We start from the raw sequence: 16,929 nt of genomic DNA on the forward strand, positions 1-16,929 counted from the left end.
CCTTTTTTCATGATGGCGTCCGCTTGCTGCTTTGACTTACTGAGCAGCCCGCGACGCCCGCACGACTGACACCATGAACAAGACACTGCAATGCGGCCAGTTCAGCTTCGCGCTCGATGGCGCCGCGTCCCTCGAGCCCGTCGTAATGGGCATCCTGAACATCACACCGGATTCATTTTCCGACGGCGGCCGCTACCAGGGCCTGGAATTTGCGCTGACCCACGCCGAGGCGATGATCCGCGATGGCGCCACGATGATCGACATCGGCGGCGAGTCGACCCGCCCTGGTTCCCCTGGCGTGCCCCTCGATGAAGAATTGCGCCGCGTGATGCCGACGTTGTACGCGCTGCGCACGCTGGACGTCGCGCTGTCAGTCGACACCACCAAACCCGAGGTCATGCGCGAAGCCCTAATTGCCGGTGCCGACATGATCAACGACGTCAACGGCTTTCGTACACCGGGGGCACTGGAGGCGGTGCAGGACAGCGACTGCGGCCTGTGCGTGATGCACATGCAAGCCACGCCAGCCACCATGCAGCAGGCGCCCCGGTATGATGACGTCGTGGGTGACGTGATTGCGTTTCTGAACGCACGCATCGACGCGATGACGGCCGCCGGCATCGAGCGCAGCCGCATCTGCGTCGACCCGGGCTTTGGCTTCGGCAAGACGGTCGAGCACAACTACGCGTTGCTGCGCGGCCTGGGCCGCATCCGGGATGAACTTGGCTTGCCGGTGCTGGCCGGCATGTCACGCAAGTCGATGATCGGCGCCGTCACTGGCCGTCCGGTCGAGCAGCGCACGGCAGGTAGTGTCGGCGCGGCATTGGCTGCGGTAGCGCAGGGCGCTAGAATCGTGCGTGTGCATGATGTTGCGGAGACGGTCGATGCGCTGAAGGTATGGCACGCGGCCATGCATCCATAAAAATTCGTTTCAATAAGAGAAAAGAGAACTAGATGGCACGGAAATATTTCGGCACCGATGGCATTCGCGGCCTCGTGGGCGCAGCACCAATCACCCCTGATTTCGTCATGCGCCTTGGCTACGCCGCTGGCACCGTGCTGGCAAAGGGCAAAAAATCGAGCAGCGGACGGCCAGTCGTGTTGATCGGCAAGGACACGCGTATTTCGGGCTACATGCTCGAGGCAGCGCTGGAGTCGGGCTTTTCGGCTGCCGGCGTCGACGTCATGCTGGCCGGCCCGATGCCGACCCCGGCCATCGCCTACCTGACACGCGCGCTGCGCCTGCAGGCCGGCGTCGTGATCTCGGCCTCGCACAACCCGTTCCAGGACAATGGCATCAAGTTCTTCTCCGGCCATGGCACCAAGCTGCCGGACGCAGTGGAACTGGAAATCGAAGACGCCATTGACCAGCCGATGGGCTGCGTGTCGTCGGACAAGCTGGGCCGCGTATCGCGCTTGCGCGATGCCCAGGGACGCTACATCGAATTCTGCAAGAGCACGTTCCCGAACGAGCTTGACCTGCGCGGCCTGAAGATCGTCGTCGACAGCGCCCACGGCGCCGCCTACAACATCGCCCCGCACGTATTCCATGAACTGGGCGCCGAAGTCATTTCCATCGGTGCCCAGCCGGACGGCTTCAACATCAACGCCGGCTTTGGCGCCACCGCACCGCAGGCGCTGTCCGAAGCCGTCGTCGCCAACAAGGCCGATCTGGGCATCGCGCTGGACGGCGACGCCGACCGCCTGATCATGGTCGATGCCACCGGCCGCGTCTACAACGGCGACGAGCTGCTGTACGTGATGGTGCGCGACCGCATGAGTACCGGCCCCGTGGCCGGCGCCGTGGGCACTCTGATGACGAATATGGCTCTCGAAGTGGCGTTCAAGGAAATGGGCATCGGCTTTGCGCGCGCCAAGGTGGGCGACCGCTACGTGCTCGAAGTCATGAGGGAGCGTGGCTGGCTGTTCGGCGGAGAAGGTTCGGGCCATCTGCTGGCACTGGACAAGCACACCACCGGCGACGGCATTGTCTCGGCCCTGCAAGTGCTGTCGGCGCTGGTACGCGGCAACAAGTCGCTGGCCGAATGCTGCAACGAACTCACGTTGTTCCCCCAAACCCTGATCAACAAGAAAGTCGCGCCAGGCTTCGACTGGACGGCCGATGCAGCGATGGTCGCCGAGAAGGAAGCGGTCGAGCGCGAGCTGGGCGACAACGGCCGCGTGCTGATCCGCGCATCGGGCACTGAGCCATTGATCCGGGTGATGGTCGAAGCGAAAGAGGCGGAACTTGCCGACAGCCTGGCGCGCCGGATTGCGGCCAAGTTGTCGGCATAAATAGTGCGAGCGGTGCGCTGGAATTGCACCCGACAAGGGCTGGCGCTTCGCGAATGATTGGCATATAATGTTGCCCACGGCGGAGTGTAGCGCAGCCCGGTAGCGCACCTGGTTTGGGACCAGGGGGTCCAAGGTTCGAATCCTTGTACTCCGACCAGCAAGATTCATCAGAACAGGCCGTCATCGACGGCCTGTTTTGTTTTCCGGTCTCATCGTTTTGCACCGCCCTTAGCTCAGTCGGATAGAGCAACAGCCTTCTAAGCTGTGGGTCGGGGGTTCTTATTTGGGGTTTGCTCAGGTGCATATTCTGGGTTATAGTTTTACAACGTGCCCGTAGCTCAGTTGGATAGAGCAGCAGCCTTCTAAGCTGTAGGTCGGGGGTTCAATTCCCTCCGGGCACACTCAAACAATTCATATAAATCAACGGCTTACGAATCTCAACTTCGAAGTCGCCCCGCCCCATCGTACCCAACTCCGATCGATACGTTCGCTATCGATTGCTTTCGACCCCTATTCGTTTGCAGGTGCATATTGGAAATCATTACAAAACGGCGGCCTCCTGTGGCACGCAAACACGTTTCGTTACTGACGTTGACAAAGCACGGCCGACGGACGTACGAATTAATAGGGCCTGACGGTCGGCGGATTCAAGCCTTTTCAGTTTTCGCTGATGAAATGCTTAAAACGCCGCTTAGAACACGGAAGAGCTATTGCCCGTCGCTTGCAGACTTTTACGACTACTACTTCGAGGCTTGCCATTGCCTTGCCAATGGCGGGGAGGTGGGTCTAACCCGAAGCATGCTTATGGAAATCGTCGATTCTTGGCGTGAGTATTTGGTTATGGGCGATGATTCTGGTTTCCAGATTGCGCGTGATGTTAGCCTTGCATTGCCTTCGCCCCGGATATTGCATACCAGTGCAGATACGAAACACGCCGCGTTGAGTCGATTTCTTAAACTCTCTGAAAAGTGGCGGAAGGATACACTGACACTTACCAGCCTCGGATTGGATGCAAATGCGGTTGACCCGTTACCCCTCCTTTCTGATTTCGGTCACCACGTTCCAATGGATGCATATCAACGTCATGCCATCTTGAGGTCGTCGCTACTGGCTGGGGTAGTGGCTGGAGGGCCAGTGTCGATCAAAAAGGCCATTTTTGAAACAGAGGGCAGATATGAATTTGACCCTGTTAAAGCTTTCCCAATGGATTCCTTTGACAATTTCTGTGACAAGCTCACCTCGGCGCGAGATAAGGCGATTGCGTCACTGGAATTGGCAATCGGATGTAGGTCAAGCGAGGGCCTACAGTTACTGTGGGAAGATGTCGATTTCGAGAAGCGCACGATCAAATTGGTGAACCCAGTGACTCGACCGAATCATTCAAGCTACTTAAGTCTTTGTCTCGAAGATCGAGAGAAGTTGTCATGGAAGGGGCGTTCTAGATCCGATACGATTCCGATCGAGCCGTTTATCAGCCATTTCTTTCACTACCTTGAAGAATATCACCGCAGTGAGTATATTCCTCATGAGCGCCACAGTTTTGTCTTTCAAATATTGCACAAAGAAAAGTTAGGGGCGCCGTATTTTACTACTGATTCAAAAACACGCGAACTAGCATTCAAGCGTGCACGCGATCGCGCTGATATATCTAAATCCGTTAAGGGGCACCATTCGTTCAGGCATTCCTATGCAATTTACATGTTGAATTATTGCCCCATGCTGGACGGTACATTTGGTGCACCACTCACCACGGTTCAGGATATGTTGGGCCACGATGATATTAAGGCTACTAAAAAGTACGCTTTGCGTGATGCGGATCTATTAAACTTCAACTTGCAGTTCTCAAATACAATGGCTTACAATAGGGGTGATTGCATGAGGCAATCGAGCCTGAAGATCGAAGCTATTAGTGCCGAGATAAGAAGGTTAGAATCGAAGAGAGATGCTTTGATGGACTCCGATGCTAAACACGACAACAGGTTTATTGGTTAATTCTACTGGCGCCGTTCTCCACAAATCGGTGAAAAGGGCGCTAATGCATGCTTCCCGTACGCTGTTGCGGAGCTATCGAATGGAGGAGTTAGACCTCAAATACGTCACCTCCAAGTCCGATAGCGGTTTTGCCTTCTGTAAATTTGTGGAGCTAAACCTGATGGTCGGACGAACAGTTTTCGACGAGGCTTATCTTCATAATGCTTTTGCGTGCGCGATGCACCCGGAAACAATACCGGCCAGCATGTTCGGGAAATTTTTTCCCAATTCAGATTCTCCTGGATTTGAGTACACTCGGACCTATGCAATGAAGGTGAAAAGAGGGATTGGGCTGACCCTTGTTTCCCTACATGCCGAGGGTACAGTAACGCTTCCATGTACATTTAAATGGCCGACATCGCGGACTTCCACAGAATCTGGTGTGGCTGGGCGGGTCATTTGCGAGAGTTCAGAATTGCTGATATTCATTCGCAGTGTAGAGACCGTTCGAACTCACGCGCAAGATCGGCAATTTTCGATGCTACGAGACGCAAAGCGAGCTGAGTGGTTCTCCACTTACGCTACAAAAACTCTACTTGCCACAGGTTGGAGCAAGCCTGAGCAGGCAAATTATCTTGATCTATTTGAAGTATTCAAAGCCCAAGACGACAGCCGAGGAGCGATTTCCAACGTATCGGTTTTTAATGAGCTTGCCGAAGTCATTGGAGCAAGATTTCGTGGCCGTGTACCCGATGGATTCGGCACACCTGGTGCTTGGGATGAGTTGCTTAACGCCCATCGCGCGCAACAACTTTTTAAGAAAAATTCTGAGGATGTCCTTAATTTCCACCAAGCAGCACCAGGCTCGGTGGGCTTATGTATAGGCGATTCACTGTCGAGTGAAGAGGCTTTTGGAAAATTGCGCGATTACAAGCCCAGTTCATGCGGTACCGTAAAACTGCAAGAATATGCGGCGACTCTCATCGGCCCGAACCTGCTGTCGACGAAAATGGGACAATGGCTGAATTTGCAGTTGATCTACATGAGGAATGTGAAGCGGGAATCGTACAAAGGGGTAGAGTCGGCTTTTGGTCATTTTAACTTATACTTATATGTGTATTTAATTTCCTGGTTTAAAGAAAACTCCTCAACGCGGCTTCGCTTCCCCGTACATCCTGATCTGCTGCGTGGTACGATCTTCATCTCCCGACTGATTGTGCCAACCGATCCTTTGCCTAGAACATTCATGGATTACATGAATACTCGTGCAGCCGAATCTAACTGGGATAATAATTCGTACTACGCCACGTTAAAGCAACTCGAAAAATTCTTCGATTATTTGGAACGAAATTCCCATAAGTTGCCTGATTGTTCAAATTTCTGCCAACCTTTTACTGTGGAAGACTATCCGCCCTCGTATTCAAGATCACGATCTGAAAAAGTTCCAGTTCCGCGAAGACATCTAGGTTATTTTGTGGCCTATGCAAACGCGTTAAAGAGCTACATCGATTGCGTTACTGAAAGTATCGTGAAAGGGCGGGTTTCGATTGAGCGGGCAAAGAAATTTAAGCAATCAATTAGGGGGAGGATTGTAATTAATTGCGTGGAGAACAAGGACGTAGCCGCTCCCCCTATTGTCTTAATTAATGGGCAATCAGTGGTGCTTGATCATATCCCGACGATCGTACGCTTTGAATGGATTCGTCACGTTGATGGAAGAAACTTGTTAATTCCCCAGCCTCACTCAATAAATCAGATCATCGTTGCACTGTATACTGGTCTTCGCCACAATCATATTCAATGGTTGGATGCGGAGAAGTTCGATCGTTTTGTTAACGATGACGTATTTCCAGAACTCTACGTTAATACTGATAAACGTATGAAAAAACCGTGGCGTCCCCGTGTTAATCCGGAAGTGATCTCCATACTCAGAAGTCAGTTAGCGTGGCGTCGGATGGTCGATGAGCCACGGTTCTTGGAGAAACAGTTCTACAACAATAACGATCAGACATCGTATCCAAAGTACCTTCCGTTATTCGCGTGCTCTGCCTCGGGTTTGCCACACCCGGACTCTGCTTACGCGAGCGCCTGGACGATGCTCCTGAATGGCTTCCAAGGATTCCTGCGGAATATCACTGATCCTAAGATGGAAAAGATGCCTATTCTCGTTAAACTTCGTCCTGCCGGGATTGATTTTTACGATTTCCATCCTCAAAAGAAATTTGATATGTATTCAGATTCAACAGAGGAGTCGATTCCATTGCGCGTAGTCAGTGAGATTACACCGCACAGTGCGCGAGTGGCAGTAGTTAGTGATCTTATCCATTATCTACCTGCCGATGTAATCGGGTCGCAAGTAACGGGGCAAACAGAACGTGTCGTCCACTATTACGTGCATACGGACGCTGACGAAGTAGCTAATCAAGCCTTGTTCCAAGCTAAAGACATGCGTCAGCGTGCGTTGCGCCGCGAATTCGATGATGGCTTGCGTGGGGAGGCATCGGTTTCGAGCACTTCAATAAAAGCCGACGCAATCAATTCCAATCTTGCCAGAAGTATGCGCGTAAATGTGCTCGAGACGATTGCTCGCTACGGGTGCATCAGCTTGGTGGATTCTGAAGGAGAGGGCGGACTCGATTACTTAACGGAGCGGGGAATCGGTCTCGCAGCATTTAACAGCACCGAAATTTGCCCTTACGGGAACAACTGCCCCCCCGAGTTGATTAAACAATTGAGAGGCTTTCGTCGGTGTTCGATTTGCCCATATGCGGTTAGATCAATTGATCATCTGCCGGCCATTTGCGCGCAAAAGAAATTCGCCATTGAAAACCTTGTGGCTCTGGATAAGCGAATGGATGCTGGAGAGAAGAACGGGACGTATTCGTCCCACGCGATGGACGTTTTGGAAAGTGATCGGATGCGCTTGGGGGAAGAAATCGCGGGCTGGGAACTTTGTGAGGAGGTGCTCGAACAGGCCCGACAGCGAATTGAAAGCGGTCGCGATACCCGTAGGTGGGTTGTGGAGAAACCAGAGATCCTGTTGCAGCATTTCGAACGTATGGTGTTCGACGGTGACGAACCGGACTATTTGTTATCGCGGCTGCTGGAATCAAATTCCTTTCCCGGATTTCAAAGCCCTCTTATCGCGCATAAGTTCGATATATTGAGACGTCGGATCTTAGCAAATGCCTCTGGGTCACTGGAGGAAATTTTGAGCCTCGATGCCCCGTCAGATCCTGCGGCTGAGTGTATGGGTATCATGCGTAGTCTTGTTGCGTCGCATAAATTGAGTGTTGAGGATGTCATGTCGATTTTGTCATCGGAGACTCACCTCCTTGCTGTTCCTCGGCGCGAAGTGTTGAGAGTTGCACATGAGTAGAACGAAAAAAAATAAGAACTCTTTTGAATCTTATCAAACTAAAAAAAGATTGAATCGATGCGGATTGATTAGCGACTCTTTACAAGTGCTCAAGAACAGTAACTTACGGTTTGACAATGTCACCGATTTGGCAAAATTTCTGGCAAAGCGTATTTCGGAGTCAGAAGGGGAGCCGTTCGTTTCGACGACATTGCTTCGAAATCTCGATTACAGAATTCTGTTACAGGAGGCTTTCGATTTCGAATTGAAGACGGGTAATCGAGGCAAGTCTCCTGTATCTAGATCTGGCGAGCTCGAATTGCCTGCCGCTGTTCGACAATTCCAAATCGAGAATTCGAATTTAAAGCATGAAAATGCACGTCTGAAAGCAAGGCTCTCGGACTTGGGCGGTACAGGCTCGGTTGCAACGAGCAATCAGCCAATTTTAAATGAAGCAATGCGTCCATTCGAACATGATTTTGTCAATACATGTAATGTGCTCGAAAGCGTTATGAGTGCACTGGAAGGATTTATTAAGATAGATGAACAAGGGCGTCTAGTTGATCGCTCCACGCGGCGCGACAACGTGATAGCAGAGGCACGGCTTGTCGCTCCATATCTCAGATGGAGCCGGACTAAAAATTAAGTGTAGGTACTAACGCCACGCCGTAGGCAGGGTCATGCCGGCTAGCGTCAGTTGCATTTGTACGAGTGTCTAGATGAGGATTTACGCCGATGGCAAATGGACAGCAACTAGCCCAGCAAAATTTTATGGTGTTCGCGACTTGGTCACGAAGTTGCACCGATGAGGACTTCAAACAGATCGTATATCGGGGCAACCTTTCTCGCAAGGTAATAGCAGCGCAATGTGGTTTCGGCCTTAGTGCGCTGAACCAGAATCCTTCTATCAAAAAAGCGCTTTCAGAATTAGAAACGAACCTTCGATATCGAGGCATTTTGCCTGCGATAGCCTTAAGGCAAGTCGCTCGCGGAAGTATTCCGCCATTGATGGCCCAGGCTAGTGACGCTGGCCCCTTGTTGGGGACCAAACACGCTCGTCGGCTTGAGCAGGAGAATGCGAGCCTTAAGTTCGAAAATGCAGAGCTAAAGCGAGAACTGGACCGTTTCACGATTATCCGCGAAGTCCTCGCTGAGACGGGACGCTTCCCCCGATGACGTGCACTGTTCTTGTTAGCGTCCAGACTGTTCGTAGTCAAAATCCCAACGGACGAGGCGGATGTATTTTTGTTGGGACTCAAATTAGTGAGACTGGAAATGTCTTAGATGCAAAAAGCTATTTTGTGGTTATGGCCATGGGCTTGCAGCTCGGCGAGTGCCGTGTTCAAACCGGTCAATGGTGGCGCGTGACTGGGGAGGAAGAAACCTATAATCGAACGGTAAATGGATACTGTGTCGTCGAAAAGCAAATTAGAGCGGCCCATCTTTTATTGGAGATGGTATCCGGCGAGCATATTGTTAGCTTTCTGTCCGGATGCGCAGAATTTCATCGTATTGGAATATTGAAGGCGAGGAAGTTATGGTCCATGTTCGGTAACGATTTGTATCGCCTCCTTAACAACGGTGAGGTCCAACCGCTCTCTAGAGTCTTGACTGCGGAAAGTGCGAGGCAGGTCATTGATGCGTGGGTCCTCTTCGACAAAATCCGCACGCTACAATGGCTGAAAAACGCAAAAATTGATGTGCGGGTCGGGCACAGGTTTATTAAACACTTCGGGTCAGCGGCGCACACGAAGCTAGAAGAGGATCCCTATCGGCTCCTTTCTTTCTCTGCTTCGTGGAAACAGGTGGATGCGCTCGCTTGCGTTTATTTCAATATGCCGGACGATGATCCTCGCCGACTGCAGGGCGCGATAGAGGAAGCCTTATACCGCTTATTGGGCGATGGTCATACTCGGCCCTCAATCCAGCTTATCAATTCGCATCTGAAGCAAATTTTAGGAGGATCTAGCTACAATATGGGATGCGATGTGTTGAAGAGTAGTCTTTCTAGTTTGTATTTTAGAATTGGAAAAGAAGAAAATTTATGGTCAATTGGCGCGTGGGCCATGGAAGCATCGGTAGCCCGTGCCATCAAAATACGGCTTGCAAATCATGACGACTTTTCATGTCGGCATTACCTTTGTGTTGAAAGTGTCATAACTGAGCACGAACTCAACGAAGGGATAGCGCTGAACAATGAGCAGCGATCCGCAGTGCATGTGGCTGCTTCCAATTCTATCAGCCTGATAATTGGCGGTGCTGAGGTAGGTAAGACGACTGTACTTAAAGCGCTGTACAAAGTGTTCGATGAGACGCAGACCAAGATTTTTCAAGTGGCGATGTCCGGCCGTGCTGCAATGCAAATGCTTAACGATACAGCCCGGCCCGTATTGACTATGGCAAATTTCCTTAGGATGACTAAGGAGGACGAGTTGGCTGGTCGCTGCGTCATCGTCGTAGATGAAGCATCTATGGTCGACATCATTACGATGAATCGGCTGTGCGAATTGCTTCCAGATCATGTGAGAATCGTGCTTGTTGGCGATACTGAGCAACTGATGCCTGTGGGCCCAGGTTTGGTTTTGCACGCTATGGAAAGAATTCCACAGATTCCAAAATTCGAACTTAAGAGTGTAATTTTTCAAGGAAACAGTATTTCCATTGCGGCGCGAGCTCTGCGTTCGGGCATATGGCCGAAGTTTAGTGATGACCCACGCTTACCAATATCGTTTATTCCGTGTAGTCCGAAATGCGTTGGTGAATTGGTAGTCAGGAATTATCGTTTCCATACTGAGGACACGCAAATTCTTTCGACTCGTCGCACCGGTTTGGATGGGACTAAAGCAATTAATGCGTTAGTTCAAGCTCAGTGCACTAAAGCGGCGCGTCCACTTCTGGTGTACTCGGAAGAGTTTCAATCTATGGTCGGTACTGGATACTATCTCGGCGATAAAATATTTTGCACGCGGAACCTTTGGGACTGGGGGCTGCAAAATGGCTCGATGGGGCGGCTCGTGAAAATTGAAGATAAGCCACTGCGGTTATCCTACGCGGATGGCGCAGAGACCGGCGAGGCGATTGGTTGGATACTCTGGGACGATGGTGAGAGACGGCCTATTCTTGAGTCAATGCTCAACGATCTCGAGCTTGGCAATGCTATTACGGTGCATGAAGCGCAAGGTTCACACTGGCGACACGTTATAGTGGTGCTGAGTAGTAGCAAAATGCTAGACAGGTCACTCGTCTATACCGCCATTACGCGAGCACAGCAGCAAGTTATCCTGATCGGTGATCCTGTTGCAGCTCGACTTGCCGTTGAGACACTCCCTCGGGTTACCACTCGTATGACCGGGCTGGACGCGCTACTTTAGTAAAGCCTGTGCAATATTCGTAATGCTCAAGTAGCTTGAGCGATTCGCCGAGCACGGCTTTGTTGAATAATTCAGCGGAGTTGCTAATTCCCAAAACCCCAGACGGATTTAGCGTGCTCACCGCTACATTGGTGGGCGTGCCCAATCGAGTGAACCGGTTGAGGATAGCTGCACGGACCCTAGTTCGGCGACCTAGCGGTCGAAGTCACGCGCCACGACGCGCTCACTAAGCAACTGTAAGCAACGCATCTTGGTCTCAACCAGGCTGCGTCGGTGAGACCCAGTCCGGTTCTTCTAGATTTTCCTGTCAGGTCGACGCGTAGCCGCGAGGACGGCGTTATGGGCTACAGCACCAGGACGCTGGTCCTTCCATGGTTTCGCGTTCTTGTGAGTAGGGATAAGCGCCTTCGCCCACGCTGGGGACCAAAAAGCACGGCAAAAACCACTGCGGCTACAAGCCGCAAGCCAGCGTGGACAAGCGCCACAAGCTGATACGGAAAATCGCAGTCACCCACGCTGCGGTAGTCGACAACACGGTCTTCGAAGCACTGCTAGAACCCAGCAATAGCAGCCGCAATGTCGATGCCGATCGCGGCTACCCCAGCATCGAACCGGACGTCATGCCCAAGCAGGCCGGCTGGCGTGTTCATATCCAGCGTCAGGGCCACGCTAGAAAGGTATCTCCGACCTTAGTAGCGACGCAACCGCCGTATCGCAACACCGCGTGCCCGCATCGCGCAGGTGTTTGGCACTTTGGCGCAAATGGATGGAAAGCTGGCGCGCTGCATGGGCATTGTCTGTACGATTTTTGCTTTGCAATTTTCTTCTTGAAGGAAAGCGGCTTGGCACTATTCTGATCGCCGGCACGGCGGGTGCATGCCCCGCTTGCAGGCGCGTTGCCATCGTTTGAACTTGGCCAATAAGGCCCCTGTCAGAGCTCAGCGCGTTGGGAAACCCGAGATTAAATGTGAGGTGGTCGTTTCGCCAGCTCATGACGACGAAATAGAATTATTTGAAGTGACCTCAAGATAGAAAGCTAATGGTCACGGAAGCTGACTATACCGAAGTCGCATACGATGCAAATACCGTCGTATGGGATGTCGCCAGTCGTTGAACGAACACACATTAAGCTTTCAAACCACCATGTTCAAGCTATGGCTGTATGTAATACATGGGTCAAAACTGGTCGTGTAAGTTGACCCACATTGGAGGAAGAAACTCGAGCAGTTCCCAGCGTGGCTGAGCCTGAGATAAGTGTAAGGCAATCGGGCGGTGAAGGTGCCCCACCAAGTGAGCTGGATACGAGGGCGTACAACACTCTACAGCTTCGCTAACACGAACGACGCCGTCAGCCCTAGCAGTACGGCAAGCGCGCCATGCAATAAGTTCGACGTCTATTCGTGCGCTTGCAGAGTAGAGTGGGTGGAACGAATCAGCTGTACATAGCCTAAGCATTAGTGTAAATTTCTACGATAAACGCAGAATTTTGCATTATGTAAATATTTTCCACCCAGAAACCCGCTGCATTTTTTGAGAATACGAATGTTCGAAGCAAATAACTCATGGCGTTGTAGACAATTCGATATGCTTCAAGCTGTTTTTCCGCATACGGGAGTTCAAAGATATCGGCTACTTGAAATTTCACTGAATGTTCAAATATTCCACTTGGATATTCGGGTTGAGAATAATGATGAATCGTATTGGTCTAGATATTTATTCGATAACTTCCGCGACGTATTGGACTTTGTAACATTGGAAGGAGTAGCTGAACATAAAATTAGCATTCAGTCTGCTCGGTGCGATTCAAATAATTATTCCATTCGAACAGTTAACCAGGTGTTTGAAATAATAAATCATCCAGGTGCTTATTTTTATAAATGTGATGATGGGATGTTCGTCCCAGACTCGATGCACGAGTTTCCTCTCAGTACACGGGATTTACTTCTAGTTTGGAGTTTTGTTGGGGGCTAATTTACTAATTTATATTTTTATAAAAGTAGAGCTTACGAGCCCTACTTTTATGAATTTATAAGTGTGCAGAGTTAACTTTATTTGACGGTCTTGTTAAATAAGAGCTCGTTATTTTCAGAGAACACTTCAATTGCCGCAACCGTGGCCCTAATCATCGGGCCCCTAGTATTCGATGCTTCAGTCACCTGCACATACGTTTTTAATTTCAAGCGCTGGGATTTGCTTCTGACGCGTTCGATTTTTTTCGCCGATTCAATGGATTTGGGCGTGTAACTGAGTAAAACTGCCGGCACAACCAGATCGTAGTTTGGAGGAGTTGTTTTACCTTGGGTTACTGCTTGATAAGAATAACGTTCTGCATCCATCTTGAGATTTGGGAGACTAAATGTATTTTTATCGAAATTATACGGCTCCAGCTGCAAATCGCTTTCCAATATAATAAATCGATGACTTGCTTTTTTCGACTCGGATTTTGCGGATGCTGCATATTTTTTTATCTGATCCCGGCGTTCAAATGCGTCGCTTGAGAATAAATCGTCTGAAAACATTTCTGCAATTCTTTCATCGTTCAATGGCGTCTTATTGAATGCAAGGAAGATTAGCAGATGGTCTTTCTCTGTGCTCGGTTTTTTATATGATTTCAGTTGAGCAGCCTCTAAGTTCACCCTCGTGGCCCTGCTGGAATCAACCGTACACTTGCTTACTACGAACTTTTGGGTTGAACGTGTGCCTCGATCGTACATCGGCGATTTAATATAAGCGGCAGCTGCATACTTCTTATAAAACTCGTACACGTCTGAAACAGCGGTCGCATCAGACTCTGACATTACTCGAATTTTTGAAGGACTAATAGCTTGAAATTTTCCTCCACGTGCTGCAGTCGTCCACAAGTTACTTGACCGATTGATAGGATCTTCATTGATGCTGGACACGTCGCACAGAAAGGTTTCTGAATCTTTCGCACTTGGAGTAATCGGCCCAGGTAAGGGCGGGATAGTTTGAGCCAAGGCCTGCGCGGAAATCGATAAGGCGGACGCGATAAAAAGTCGTTTGAACATTTTTTGAATGTGATTCATAGGCGCATCACGCCTATGTGAGATTTGATCTTGGTTATGCAGGATAAGTCAGAAAAGCGGGCGTTTTTAACATCCTCGCTTGAACGCGCCGGTGGCGAAGGTCCAAGTTTTTTCGATCGCCAGGCCAGTGTTGCTGCCGGTTGCTGCGCCAGTTGCCTTGCCAACGAAACGCACGTTGTACTTGGTGTTTGGCTTAAACGGTGCCTTACCGACCAGGAAGGCGACGTTCGGGGTCAGGTACATATTGTCCTGGGTGCTGGTCGCTTTGGTGATCAGGCGAGCATCCAGTGGCGCGGCCTGACGTTCTTCTGTCACGGTGAAGCTCGTCACGTTCAGGGTGGTCGAGGCTTCCGAGGTCAGGCTGACCGGCGCACTGGTTTTGGTGCACATGGCTTCCTGGCTCATTGCCATTTCCTGATAAAACGGATTTGGCGATTCGACACTGTGGGTCAGCCACACGCCGGTCTGATTGTTGGCTGGGTACATACCCACGTAGTCACCAGCGTTGACCTGCGGGGTCGTCAGGCCAATCGCCACGTACAGTGGGCTGTCCTGAGTTTCCGGTGCGATACCGACGGTGGTCATACCTTGGTACATCATGCTTGCGCGGTGGTACACGGTGTTGGCCAGATTGTCGATTGCATGCGCGTCAGGGCTTGGGAAATGCATGCTGAATGCGATCACTTCCGTCGCGCTCTTGGCCGGGTAGCCAGCAGCGATCAGACGATCCATTGCGTCGACACCGGTAAAGCCTGGCTTGCCAGCGACTTCAGCGTGAGGCGTAGCGCCGCTATGGCTGGTCGTCACGTAGGCCGCGTGGTTCTTCGATGCGAGGTCGGCGTTTGCGTTCTGGTTTAGCGGACCCAGACCTTGCGCAGCGCGAAAGGCGTTGAGCTTGCTCAGTGCAACCGCTTCGCTCGAGCCTGCGGCGTAGGTCGGTGCCACGGCCACTTGCAGGCTTGCCGACTGCGCCGTTGGGGTTGGCGCAGGAGTCGGAGTGACTGGCGTGGTTGGGGTGGTCACGACCGGAGGGGGCGGATTGTTGGCAACCGGGCTTTTGTCGCCGCCACCGCCGCATCCCGTTACGGCAACTGTGAGAATGGTCGCTACGATTGAAAAATTTGATACGCGCATCATGTCCTTGGTGGTTTTTTGAAGTGGGTCAGAGGGCCTCGACAGACCGGAAAGGGGTGTCATACGAAGATCTCACGGCTACATGCGGGAGCCTCTTACGACAAGATCCTTCGCCCTGACTAAGAACTGGCAGTATAGCAACTTTTAGCGCTAGTCTACGTTTTACGTAGAGAAAATCTCGCTCGGATCTACGAGTATCGAAGGATGCCTGCTAGTTCCAAAATCATTAGTCCAACATTCGGCCGTCGTCTACGACAAGCACGATTAAGAGCGAATCTACCCCAAGACCGCCTTGGGGTGCTGGCCGGCCTGGACGAAGCATCTAGTAGTGCAAGGATCAGCCGGTACGAGGGCGCCGTTCACGAGCCGCCAGTAAAGTTCGCTAAAGAATTAGCGAAGGTTTTAGGCATACCTGTAGCATTCTTGTACTGCGACGACGATCGTCTGGCGGAGATAATTCTTGCCTACTCAAGCATGTCCGAAGTGCAAAGAGGCGACCTTATAATTCTTATGTCTAGGTTTATTCCGCTACACCAATAACGCTATTTGGTGCTAGCATTTCCGTGGTGAATCGTTGGTCTTATATTAGTGGTGTTCAAAAGCTGCCTCCCGAACCTTTTTCAGTTTTTATTCGAGCCGTAAAATTTTCGAATAATGAATTGACATGACACTTGATATATTTATAGATATTTACCAAATTTGATTGCTGTTAACCTCTGTAGAGCCATAAATTCCCAACTGCGTGTTAGATATAATCTCAGCCAAGTTCGGAGATGGAAATTTGGAGCCAGCATCCTGCAGATTGCTGAAGTCCGGATTCAATAGCCGATTTTTTGAAAAGCGATTGGCGTTGTTATCATCTGAGTAAGTCAAATAGCCTACGAAATTTATTTGCACTGCTTTCATGATGCCAATTGGGGCGTAATTATCGTGGAGACTGTTTATCTTGAGAGGTAACATTCTATTTTCTTTATTAAATTTTAAATTTCCAATTTAGCCGCTTTGCCACATCAGTTATAACCCACTCTGCTTCGGCTGTGCTCGTCCAGTTTGTTGCCAAGAGTCGTGTGCGATACTGTTCAAGTATTTCGTGTTCACTCATGTGAGAACGCTTTCCTTCTTTGGAATCGAAAGCCTTAGATACTAGTTGATCGACAAGGTCGTTACAGATAACCCAACGACTGTAGACTTCCGGCGGTGTCTTGCCCATTTCATAGAAGTGACCTTGATATAGGCTTGCCAGAAACTTGGGCTGATTTCCCGGGACTGCGCCAATAGATGCGGTTTTGGGAAAGTCAGTGGGAATCTTCTCATACTCCGAGTTGCCGAAGTCAAGAATAGTTCCGGTGTTGCTCATGATTATCGTCTCCTAAGTATGCTGTGCCTACATGCTCCGAGATTTGATGGGTGCATAAAAAACCTGGGCTCGCTTTAGATTCTCTTGATGCATCAGTATAGTCGTTGATTATAGATCCTCCGTAATTTTTTGGTTTCTGTTCTTCAGTGCGGCCTGGATTAGCGCACGGTTGTGTCCGTCGGGATATGGGCTTGCAACGACTCGAATTGATGTCGCGCGGGGGTGGAATTGATGGCTGCCTCCGTCATCAGTCCGTGCCGGGAAGCCCTGTGATGGAAAATAGGGCTGTGGTGGTGATACTCACGGTCTCTGCTACTCGGTCGCATTCTCGCCTTCACTGTGGCTCAATATGCGCCATGACACGATCCGATAAGTAGCGAAAGCATTCGCCATCGT

At 50.7% G+C, this 16,929-nt stretch carries 12 protein-coding genes, 2 tRNA genes and 1 pseudogene; 11 read left to right on the forward strand and 4 right to left on the reverse strand.

Going from position 1 to position 16,929, the window contains the following annotated elements; translation table 11 throughout:
- The first annotated feature begins 73 nt into the window (after positions 1 to 73).
- From folP to HD842_RS03790, 9 genes are all read left to right on the forward strand, one after another.
- A complete protein-coding gene (gene folP, locus HD842_RS03750; RefSeq protein WP_183551133.1) occupies positions 74 to 922 on the forward strand; it encodes a dihydropteroate synthase in 849 nt (282 codons plus the stop codon).
- Between the two features lie 32 nt (positions 923 to 954).
- Positions 955 to 2,295, forward strand: coding sequence for a phosphoglucosamine mutase (glmM, locus tag HD842_RS03755; RefSeq protein WP_183551135.1), 1,341 nt, complete (start codon positions 955 to 957; stop codon positions 2,293 to 2,295).
- 80 nt (positions 2,296 to 2,375) lie between these two features.
- A tRNA-Pro gene (locus tag HD842_RS03760) sits at positions 2,376 to 2,452 on the forward strand.
- 170 nt (positions 2,453 to 2,622) lie between these two features.
- Positions 2,623 to 2,696, forward strand: a tRNA-Arg gene (locus HD842_RS03765).
- 403 nt (positions 2,697 to 3,099) lie between these two features.
- A complete protein-coding gene (locus HD842_RS03770) occupies positions 3,100 to 4,287 on the forward strand; it encodes a tyrosine-type recombinase/integrase (protein ID WP_183551138.1) in 1,188 nt (395 codons plus the stop codon).
- Positions 4,288 to 4,366: 79 nt separating this feature from the next.
- Complete coding sequence (locus HD842_RS03775; RefSeq protein WP_183551141.1) at positions 4,367 to 7,645, forward strand: hypothetical protein; 3,279 nt, start codon at positions 4,367 to 4,369, stop codon at positions 7,643 to 7,645.
- Complete coding sequence (locus HD842_RS03780; RefSeq protein WP_183551144.1) at positions 7,638 to 8,270, forward strand: hypothetical protein; 633 nt, start codon at positions 7,638 to 7,640, stop codon at positions 8,268 to 8,270. Before HD842_RS03775 ends, HD842_RS03780 begins: the two co-directional genes overlap by 8 nt.
- 89 nt (positions 8,271 to 8,359) lie before the next feature.
- Complete coding sequence (locus HD842_RS03785) at positions 8,360 to 8,800, forward strand: VPA1267 family protein (RefSeq protein ID WP_183551146.1); 441 nt, start codon at positions 8,360 to 8,362, stop codon at positions 8,798 to 8,800.
- Between the two features lie 137 nt (positions 8,801 to 8,937).
- Positions 8,938 to 10,995 (forward strand): AAA family ATPase, encoded by a 2,058-nt coding sequence (locus HD842_RS03790; RefSeq protein WP_183551149.1) that lies wholly within the window; start codon positions 8,938 to 8,940, stop codon positions 10,993 to 10,995.
- Between the two features lie 115 nt (positions 10,996 to 11,110).
- On the opposite strand, the pseudogene HD842_RS03795 reads toward HD842_RS03790, so the two are convergent.
- Positions 11,111 to 11,406 (reverse strand): annotated as a pseudogene (locus HD842_RS03795) (IS5/IS1182 family transposase); the annotation flags it as partial.
- A gap of 5 nt (positions 11,407 to 11,411) precedes the next feature.
- Here HD842_RS03795 and HD842_RS03800 point away from each other — a divergent pair.
- Positions 11,412 to 11,852 (forward strand): transposase, encoded by a 441-nt coding sequence (locus HD842_RS03800; protein WP_183553580.1) that lies wholly within the window; start codon positions 11,412 to 11,414, stop codon positions 11,850 to 11,852.
- 1,191 nt (positions 11,853 to 13,043) lie between these two features.
- Here the strand turns inward: HD842_RS03800 and HD842_RS03805 are convergent.
- Both HD842_RS03805 and HD842_RS03810 read right to left on the reverse strand, forming a co-directional pair.
- Positions 13,044 to 14,042 (reverse strand): hypothetical protein, encoded by a 999-nt coding sequence (locus tag HD842_RS03805; protein ID WP_183551152.1) that lies wholly within the window; start codon positions 14,040 to 14,042, stop codon positions 13,044 to 13,046.
- A 66-nt stretch (positions 14,043 to 14,108) separates the two neighbouring features.
- Positions 14,109 to 15,239, reverse strand: a complete 1,131-nt coding sequence (locus HD842_RS03810; protein WP_183551155.1) for a CAP domain-containing protein — start codon at positions 15,237 to 15,239, stop codon at positions 14,109 to 14,111.
- Positions 15,240 to 15,380: 141 nt separating this feature from the next.
- Between HD842_RS03810 and HD842_RS03815 the strand changes: the two genes are divergently transcribed.
- Positions 15,381 to 15,716 (forward strand): helix-turn-helix domain-containing protein, encoded by a 336-nt coding sequence (locus tag HD842_RS03815; protein WP_183551158.1) that lies wholly within the window; start codon positions 15,381 to 15,383, stop codon positions 15,714 to 15,716.
- Between the two features lie 433 nt (positions 15,717 to 16,149).
- On the opposite strand, the gene HD842_RS03820 is transcribed toward HD842_RS03815, so the two are convergent.
- The gene (locus tag HD842_RS03820; protein ID WP_183551161.1) at positions 16,150 to 16,533 is read right to left on the reverse strand and encodes a hypothetical protein; all 384 of its coding nucleotides are present in this window, start codon (positions 16,531 to 16,533) and stop codon (positions 16,150 to 16,152) included.
- Positions 16,534 to 16,929 lie beyond the last annotated feature (396 nt).

This window comes from Massilia aurea, from assembly GCF_014200505.1.
Lineage (GTDB): Bacteria > Pseudomonadota > Gammaproteobacteria > Burkholderiales > Burkholderiaceae_D > Telluria > Telluria aurea_B.